Origin of the sequence: Rhodococcus sp. UFZ-B548, from assembly GCF_903819475.1 — a bacterium.
Lineage (GTDB): Bacteria > Actinomycetota > Actinomycetes > Mycobacteriales > Mycobacteriaceae > Rhodococcus_F > Rhodococcus_F erythropolis.
On the sequence record NZ_CAIJDS010000098.1, the window covers coordinates 1 to 8,911 of the forward strand.

An 8,911-nucleotide genomic window follows, 5' to 3' on the forward strand; every position below is an offset into this window, starting at 1 on the left:
GTCTATCTGCGGACCGACGCGCCCGGCCGACCTACACCCTCATCTGGGAAGAGCCCGGTTAGCTTGGCCGTACCGACCGGGCCTCCGTTATGCAGAAGAGGGCCGCACCCTTGCGGGTGCGGCCCTCTTCTTGTGTCGCTGATTAGACAGCGCGCACATTGGTGGCTTGAGGGCCCTTCTGGCCCTGGCCAACCTCGAACTCCACACGCTGGTTCTCATCGAGCGACTTATAGCCGTTGCCCGAGATTTCGGAGTAATGAACGAACACGTCCGGTGTTCCGTCGTCGGGAGCGATGAAACCAAAGCCCTTTTCGCCGTTGAACCACTTCACGATGCCCTGTGCCATATCGATACTCCCTACACAATTGATCCGGGTTTCACATCGAAGTCCCGATCTCGTTTCCCATCCTTGCATGCCCGGTCACGACAGCCTCGCTACAGAGCATCGATAGGTAGTGCGGTGGAGACCTGCAGTCCGACAGGGCAGGAAGGCGATGAAAATGCCCGCTGGCCGGGGTGGTTTCGATGTGGATTCGGGTTGCGGCCAACCTGCATTCGCCGGTCTGCTGGAACGAACCGATGCTCGGATCGGGCCGATTCGGGTGCAGTGCTGCAGTCTGAGGCGATTGATTCCGGTGCAGCTCGACAGGGACGGCCATCGTACGGCGGTGTCACCGCGTTAGTTCGGAGTCGGGAGTTTTCGAGGGTGCGTGCGCTGAAACTTCTGTCGAAAACCTCAAACAGGCGTAGTTTTCGACACATGTTGTTCGGTTACGTGCGGGTCTCGACCGCAGATCAGAATCCTGCCCATCAGGTCGATGCTTTGCTGCGGGCTGGTGTCGACGCCGAGAACATCCACAACGATCATGCCGACGGTGCGAAAGCCTCACGCCCACAACTCGATGCGGTGCTGGCGCGGATGCGGGGCGGTGACACGTTGGTGATCACCCGGCTGGATCGGTTGGGGCGTTCGGTGTTGCATCTGATCACCCTCGGTGCAGAGTTACGCGAGCGGGGGATCGGCTTGAAGGTTCTCGAACAGGGCATCGACACCGCCACAGCGGAAGGGCGAGCAATGTTCGGGATGCTCTCCGTCCTCGCCGAACTCCAACGTGAGTTGATCGTGGCGAACACCCGGGACGGCTTGGCCGCTGCGCGGGCGCGCGGCAGAAAGGGCGGTCGTCCGCCGAAGCTCACCGGCGATCAAATCGCACTCGCCCAGCAGCTCTACGACGCGGGGGAGAAGACGGTCGCGCAGATCGCGGCGATGTTGAACGTTCCCCGCACTACTGTCTACGGACACCTGAACAAGCGCGCACCGGCGGCGGCGGCGAATATGTCGACTGATTCGGTGAGTACGGTGGCCGTTGTCCCTGTTGCGGCGGCGCGAACGTCGCGGATCTGCCCGTCCTGTGGGTACGAGCCGAGCACCAGAGCCGAAGCTGCCCATCAACGCGGCGACCTGGCGGTGATCTGGTTGCATCCTCATGCCGACAATCCGGCCGATCCTGGTGCGGTGATCGCTCGATCGCATTGCCATCAGTGCGAGCCGGGGCCGCCGGCGTTCGATGTCGCCTGCACGGTGTGCGGTGACGGACCAATCCTTGCCGGCGATTTCGCACAGACCGCACGCAGTGGCACCTTGCCGGATCCGGTGCAGCAGTGGCTCACCGCGAGTGGATGGGCCGTACTGTCTGAGCTGCGGTGCCCGGACCACATCTGAGAGGGTGCATACGGGATCACGTCGGCAGGCTGCAGCGCACGCCTGACCGGCTGCAGGATTCACAATCGGGGCAACGCTCGGGAACCAACAACATCCACCATCTCTGTCAGACCTAGCAGCTAGCGTCGACACGCGACGAGCAACAGGTCGCCACACTGACCCAGGCCGCGGCACCATCGGTGGTCCTAATCTGCAAGGACTCCATCCCTTGTCGATCGGTCGCAAGTGGCGGCCTGTTTCTCATTTTGTACTCGTCAAGTGGAGCCAGTGAGGAAATTGGTACCCAGCCGAGTGACTGGAGTGTTCTCATGGTCGATGCCTTGGTGTTAACAGATCTCATGTTCGCCCGGAATGAGTGATCGTCCGGGGTGCGGGCCAGTGAGATCCAAGCCCAGATCTTTTGCCCGGCTGAAATCGCAGTATTTCTTCCTAGCCTGCTAGTTAAGTTAATTGTTCGCTCGGCTGCGTAGTGACACATTTCGAAACTTACCTTTAGTTAAGTGCGTTAACCGAGTTAACGCTTGCATTGAGGGCAGGTGTGTACTAGCGTCGTCGACAGCACGAGGACCGTCGGCCAGGAGGATCTGAGATGAACGCTTGCAGCAATGGTGTGCGGTTGATGGAAGCCAAGGCCCCGGTTCGACTTCTGGACCGGCCGGCGGAGATGGCCCCGGCACGCGCCGCCGGAGAACGCGTGGTGCATCTGCTCGACATGGAAAATCTGTGCAACGCAGCGGATGTTCGCGGCATCGACGCTGCGTTGACGATGCGTCGTTACATCGCCGTCGTACGTGCCGCCGTCGACGACCACATCATCGTGGCGGCCTCGCATCACAACGCCCTCGCCTCGGGGTTGGCCTGGAGGTCGGCGCGACTGCTGCCACCGAGATCAGGAGTGAACGGCGCCGACGAAGCTCTTCGCGAGGTGATTGCCACCGAAGACCTCGCCGGCCGCTTCACCACGATTTACCTCGGGTCCGGAGACGGCATCTTCGCCCAGGACCTGTCCACTCTGGCCGCCGCCGGTATGCGCACCCACGTGGTCAGTCGAAGCCGAAACCTCTCGCGAGCACTTCGCCTCTCCGCACACGATGTGACACTTCTCGATCGCCCACTCTCCACCAAGGATGTTGTTGCATGAGTACTCCTCTCGTCCGAGCGTCGGACATCGCGGAGATGGCGGGCGTCAGCCGCGCCGCGGTAACCCAGTGGCGTAAACGTCACAGTGATTTTCCTGCTCCCAAGGAAGCGGCAGATACCCCCAGCCCGATGTTCGACCGCACGGAGATCGAGCAGTGGCTCGTCGACAACGGACGCGGAATCCTGCTGCGTCGCACCGAGACACAAGGTCATCGGTCCATCGCGTCGCGCTTGATGCAGCATCTCCAAGGCCGCTACGCCCCCGGTACGGCAATCAAGATTGCATGTTCGGCCATCGTGCTCGACCACCTACTGCGCACTGCTTCCCGCGCCGCCATCGAGCAGGGCCCGGCGACAGGACTGGACCTCTCCGACATCGGCGCAGATTCCTTGAGCCGGCTACTGACCGAAAATGCCGAAGACCGGACACCCGAACAGGTCATCGATCTCATCTGTGCGAGAGAAGCGAATCTGCAGGGGTGCTTGTTGGAGTTGGTGGACCGATCGGGCCGCCTGATCGTCGAGGACGTCGTGCTCGAGTCCGTGGCCGATATCGTCGCGAGCGTGCCGGCAGAGGGGTTGGCGGAGGTGTACGACGAACTGTTGATGATGGATCCTCGAGCCCTCGGCAGCTACACCGAACCCTCGGCGATTACCGATCTGTTCGTCGATCTGCTGCCCGGTAGCGCCGGTGTCGTCCTCGACCCGGCCGTCGGCTACGCGAATTTGTTGATCGCGGTAGGAAAATCGCAGCCGCAGTCGACCTTGTTCGGTGTCGATACCGATTCCGGGGTGCTCGCCGTGGCGACCAGCCGGGCAGTGCTGCGACATCGGAACGTCGAACTTCGAGTGGGTAACTCCGTGGCCGGTGACCCGTTCCACGGGCTCGAAGCTGACATCGTGGTCACCAACCCGCCGTGGGGTACCCACATCGATCGCGATGTGAATCTGGCAGACCCCCGGTGGGTGTTCGGAAAGCCGACACAACGCGACAACGGCATCTGGCTCCAGCATGCGATCTCCCACTTGGCGCCGCAGGGGCGAGCGTTCGTATTGACTCCACGTCGAGACCTCTCGTCAAGCGGACGCACCAAAGACTGGCGCGACGAAATGCTGCGCCGAGGTGCAATCGAAGCGGTCATCTCCCTTCCCGCCGGAATGCTGCGCCCCTACACCGCGATTGCCTCTGCACTGTGGATCTTGGCAACACCCGGGAGCACGGTCGACCCTGATCGCGTGTTCTTGGCGTGCATCGCCGAACCACAAGGGCGAGGGAAGCAGATCGAGACGGCTACCGTCGTCGAACAGTACCGACGGTGGCGTTCGTCGGGCACTATCGCCGACAGCGATACCGAGATCGTTCTCCCCGTCAGGACTCTGCTCGAACCGGGAACCGGCCTGGATCCGGAAACCTGGCTCGCCAAGCAGAACGTCGTCGACCCGCAACAGCAACTCGACGAGATCCACGCTCTGGCAGCAGAGCTTCGGCGGATCCCCACCGAACGCGACCTACCGCTCGATTTCCCTCTCATCGTGGTCGAACGTGACGTGCGGGCCGAACGCCTCGAGGCGTATCCCGGAGTCGAGGTGATCCGGGGAGCTCCGGTGATCGATTCTCGCGAGTCCGGAAAGTCCGGAGAGTCTGGATCCGATCGGGTCGGGGTACTGACCCCGCAAGTAGTGCGTGATTTACGGGCCGGCGTAGAGCCGGAGGTGCAGTTCGTCGACCGAGTGTCGATGCGGCGTCGGGTGGAAACCCGCTCCGGAGACATCCTGGTCCAAGCATTGACTCCAGGGAGAACCGATCTTGTCAGCACCGTCCTGACTGATCAGGAAGCCGGCTGGACCATTTCGCAGCACTTCTATGTGGTTCGGGTGGATCCGGACGTAGCCGACCCCGGTTTCATTCGGACGTGCATCCGGTCGGGGAACCGACCAGCTCTGGCAAGCAATCCGGTCGGTCCGTCTACAGTGCAGATCAACAAGATCGAGGTCCCGGTATTGCCGCTGGCCGAACAACAAGAGATCGGCACAATGATGACGCAACTGGAACACACCGCCGACCTCGCTCAACGACAGGCGAATCTGAACAAGAAGCTTCTGAGTTCGCTTTCGGTTGCGTTCGCCGCACACGCAATCACCGTCGCACGCTGAGATTTCGGACAAATTCGTCAGGTAGATCGACAGCTGCACAACCGCTTTACCTGCTGAACCTCGTTGACCAGGTTCTGCTCACTCCACCGGCGAGAAGGGGTGGGCATGTGCCGCCGCGCCATGACCGACACCGGTCCACACACTTTGTACGTAGAAAACAAGGAGCACCCCTCATGGGAGCAGTTGAACAGAGCAGAACAGTTCGAGAGCGCTACATCCCTTTGCCCACGGTGGACGACGACTACCGGCAGGTCCTGCTGCTCGGTACGACGGGGGCAGGCAAGACCACCGTCGTTCGTCAGTTGTTGGGAACAGATCCCATCAATGACCGATTCCCCTCCACCTCCACCGCCAAGACCACGGTGGCCGACTCCGAGATCGTCCTCGCCGACGGGGACTTCAAAGCAGTCATCACCTTCTTCGGCCGCAGTGAGGTCGTCAAACATCTCGAAGACTGTGGCTGCAGCGCAGCACTGTCGATCCTGCACGGCGCGGCCGAGAAAGACGTGCGAGATCGCCTACTCGATCACGAGCAACAACGGTTCCGTTTCAGCTACATCCTGGGACGACGCACCGAACCCGCCACGAACGAACAGAGCGTGAAGCAGTTCGACGAGTTCGATGAATTCGACGAGTTCGACTCCGCGGACGACGCAGAAGGGGAGAGCTCGAGTTTCGATGCCGACCCTCAGTACCTCCCCTCCATCGACCTGGAGGAGACCAACGCGGTGATCGATCAGGCGATCGGGACGCTGCGTGAGCTGGTAACCACGTATGCCGAGAAAATCCGCACGGAACTCGACGCGACGACCGAAGACGAGCAAGTCGTCACCGAACTCCTCGACGACGAACTCGATCGTCTGCTGCGCACCGACGAGAAGTTTCAAGCGGTCATCACCTCTCTGCTGGCGGAGATGGAGAAACGGTTCTCCGCCCTGTCCACCGGACAGATCGCACGAGACATTCACGGATGGCCGGAAAACTGGACGTGGGAAAGCAGCGACCGGACTGCGTTCCTTCGCGCCGTCAACAGGTTCTCCTCCAACTACGCACCACTGTTCGGACACCTTCTCACCCCGCTGGTCGACGGAATCCGCGTCGCAGGACCGTTCCACCCCACCTGGTGGCAGGGAGAAATCCCTCGTCTGGTCCTCATCGACGGCGAAGGGTTGGGCCACACCCCGAAGTCCTCAGCGTCCCTGTCGACCGCAGTCGCGAACCGCATCAACACCGTCGATGCGGTACTGCTGGTGGACAATGCCGCCCAGCCGATGCAGGCCGCACCCGCCGCCGCGGTCCGCTCGATCCTGACCTCCGGCAACGCAGAGAAACTGATCTTCTGTTTCACTCACTTCGACGAGGTCACCGGCGACAATCTTGCTTCCATCAAGGACCGGGCACATCATGTTCTCGACAGTGTGAACAACCTGTTGGCAACGATCCGAGACGATTTCAACTCACGTGCAGAACAAGCGCTGCGTCGGCGGTTGGATGACAACAGAGTATTCCTCTCGCGTATCGACATGGCCCTCCAGCGGACAGACACCGATGGAAAGTGGTCGATCAATCAGTTCACCCGGCTGCTCGAGATGATCGAAAAGGTAACGGACCGACCCGATCTGGGTCCAGCACGTCCGGTCTACGACAAGGCAGGCCTCGAGAAGGCGGTCGTCACCGGAATCGGAGATTTTCACCGCCGCTGGGCCGCCGTGCTCGGGCTGAAGGCACTGCCCGGCATTGCCCGCGAACATTGGACCCGGATCAAAGCACTCAACCGCCGCTTCGCCGAAGGCAGCGCCGACGAATACAACACGCTGCGTCCATCGTCAGACCTGCGGGAATTCGTCAAGGAAGAGATCTACAAGCAGCTCGAAACCCCGAAGAGTTGGACCGGTCGCCGCCCTGACGATTCGATCATCTTGACCGCGGTGATCGACGAGTTCTCCAATGCCATCGCCAAAAGGCTGTCCGACCCGATCCACGACAGGTTGTCGGTAACGGTGTTGTCAAGTTGTTTGGGGTGCAGCTGTTTTCGAGTGCAGTAGGGAATCAACGGAGCGATGTTCAGGCTGCCGGGATCCGCGCGGTGACCTGATCCCACACCTGGAATCGGGCGGCTAGTTCGGTGCGGTAGTCGGTGGCGGTCATCCGGTGACGGGGCGGTCGGAAGTGTGGGGAGATGCGACTGAACGAGGACAGAAACCGTTGCGCTGCACCGACGGACCGGAACCCTTTCATTGCCCGTTCGCGTTGCCGGGTAGGTTGATGGGAGTTCTCGGCCCGATTATTCAGATATTTCGATTGCCGGTGCTCGACCGTCGACATGCTGGTGCGGTGCGCGACCTGGTAGCTGGGGAGCTTGTCGGTGACCAGCACCCGCGGCGGGTGACCCTGGTGTTTGAGGAGTGTGCGGAAGAACCTGGTCGCGGCCGTACCGTCTCGCTTGGATTGGATCAGAATGTCGAGGACATTCCCGTGCTGGTCCACCGCTCGCCACAAGTATTTTCGGACTCCGCCGATCTTGACGAACACTTCGTCGAGGTGCCACTTGTCACCAGGTCGGGGTGCCCTCCGCAGCAGCCTGCGGGCGAACTCGGGCCCGAACCGGGTGCACCAGGCGCGGATCGTCTCGTACGACACCGCTATTCCACGTCCGGACATGAGTAACTCGATCTCGCGGAACGAGAGGGTGAACCGATGGTAGAGCCATACGCAGTGGGAGATGATCTCCCGCGGAAACCGGTAGCCCTTGTACGTTGACGACACCTGCAGATCATCCCAGATCAGGCGATCTCAACAACCTGACAGTGCCTATCGATGATCGCCATGTCCACTACGGAATGGCCGAAGGTAGGCGCGAGGTGAGTGGCCAGCCAGGCCAGCTTACCTTCCTGTGACTTGGGATTCATCATGAGTGGTGCCGAACAGATACGCGGCTCATAACCAAGTTCCAAGAGTGCCGCCCACCCTTCGAGCGCCCCCTCGATGAGAGGGAGCTCGAAGAAAAACTCCGGATGGCTCATTATCGAACGGACCTGCTCTTTGTGATTGGGGTAATCCTTCGCGATGTAAAAGTTTTGACGATCCACTAACTCAGTGTGCGCCGAAAGCCCCTGCAGGACAGCATGGTCAAAGTTGGCTAAGACACCGTCCATGTCGATAAGGACAGTCTTTTCAGCATCGGTTTCGTAGTGCATACACACAAGATAAGGGGTGTTGTCAAGTTGTTGAGATCGCCTGATCTGGGATGATGCGGTGATGTCGTCGACGTACAAAGGCTACCGATTTCCTCGGGAGATCATCTCCCACTGCGTATGGCTCTACCACCGGTTCACGCTTTCGTTCCGCGAGATCGAACTGCTGATGGCGGCCCGTGGGATCGAAGTATCGTACGAGTCGATCCGCGCCTGGTGTGCGCGGTTCGGGCCCGAGTACGCGGCCAACCTTCGGCGACGGCAACCCAAGGCTGGCGACAAGTGGCATCTCGATGAAGTGTTCATCAAGGTCGGTGGGGTGCGGAAGTATTTGTGGCGAGCGGTGTGTCGACGGCGGCTTAATAATGGTTCTGGCCCACTTTCCGTGACGGCTCCACCTTCGCGCCGCGTGTCGTTCCGGTAGGACTTGGATCGTGCGGGAGATGATCGTTCTGGTGTTCTGAGAACTGTTGTGACCTGCGTGTCCTCCTTCCTCATCTGTCGGGGGTCGACATCGATTCCGTCAATGCGACCGCAGGCGGAGTCCGTATTCGAGCGTCGCCGTTGTCGACTTCGGCGAGCTGTCCGACGTGCGGTGTTTCGTCGAAACGAGTGCACAGTCGGTACGAACGCATGCTCGACGATAGTTGAGTCCCGGATAGTGGTGTAGCGCGGTCGCCGAGATCGTCCCGATGCTGGA

At 60.7% G+C, this 8,911-nt stretch carries 8 protein-coding genes and 1 pseudogene; 5 read left to right on the plus strand and 4 right to left on the minus strand.

What is annotated here, in order from left to right; genetic code table 11:
• Positions 1-142: 142 nt before the first annotated feature.
• The gene (locus H7C86_RS35900) at positions 143-346 is read right to left on the minus strand and encodes a cold-shock protein (protein WP_003939930.1); all 204 of its coding nucleotides are present in this window, start codon (positions 344-346) and stop codon (positions 143-145) included.
• Between the two features lie 414 nt (positions 347-760).
• Between H7C86_RS35900 and H7C86_RS35905 the strand changes: the two genes are divergently transcribed.
• From H7C86_RS35905 to H7C86_RS35920, 4 genes are all read left to right on the plus strand, one after another.
• The gene (locus H7C86_RS35905) at positions 761-1,723 is read left to right on the plus strand and encodes a recombinase family protein (RefSeq protein ID WP_182263410.1); all 963 of its coding nucleotides are present in this window, start codon (positions 761-763) and stop codon (positions 1,721-1,723) included.
• Between the two features lie 589 nt (positions 1,724-2,312).
• Complete coding sequence (locus H7C86_RS35910; RefSeq protein WP_182263411.1) at positions 2,313-2,864, plus strand: NYN domain-containing protein; 552 nt, start codon at positions 2,313-2,315, stop codon at positions 2,862-2,864.
• Positions 2,861-5,017 carry an N-6 DNA methylase gene (locus H7C86_RS35915; RefSeq protein WP_182263412.1) on the plus strand — a complete coding sequence of 719 codons (2,157 nt, stop codon included), beginning with the start codon at positions 2,861-2,863 and terminating at the stop codon, positions 5,015-5,017. The genes H7C86_RS35910 and H7C86_RS35915 overlap by 4 nt, the downstream gene beginning before the upstream one ends.
• Before the next feature lie 173 nt (positions 5,018-5,190).
• Positions 5,191-7,062 carry a Rab family GTPase gene (locus H7C86_RS35920; RefSeq protein ID WP_182263413.1) on the plus strand — a complete coding sequence of 624 codons (1,872 nt, stop codon included), beginning with the start codon at positions 5,191-5,193 and terminating at the stop codon, positions 7,060-7,062.
• A 19-nt stretch (positions 7,063-7,081) separates the two neighbouring features.
• On the opposite strand, the gene H7C86_RS35925 is transcribed toward H7C86_RS35920, so the two are convergent.
• A complete protein-coding gene (locus H7C86_RS35925; protein ID WP_397517295.1) occupies positions 7,082-7,783 on the minus strand; it encodes an IS6 family transposase in 702 nt (233 codons plus the stop codon).
• Positions 7,784-7,800: 17 nt separating this feature from the next.
• Positions 7,801-8,214 carry a 5' nucleotidase, NT5C type gene (locus tag H7C86_RS35930; protein ID WP_182263414.1) on the minus strand — a complete coding sequence of 138 codons (414 nt, stop codon included), beginning with the start codon at positions 8,212-8,214 and terminating at the stop codon, positions 7,801-7,803.
• Positions 8,215-8,275: 61 nt separating this feature from the next.
• Here H7C86_RS35930 and H7C86_RS35935 point away from each other — a divergent pair.
• Positions 8,276-8,557 (plus strand): annotated as a pseudogene (locus H7C86_RS35935) (transposase); the annotation flags it as partial.
• 148 nt (positions 8,558-8,705) lie between these two features.
• Here H7C86_RS35935 and H7C86_RS35940 read toward each other — a convergent pair.
• Positions 8,706-8,911: hypothetical protein (locus H7C86_RS35940; protein WP_220463508.1), on the minus strand; the 206-nt coding region annotated here is incomplete at its 5' end.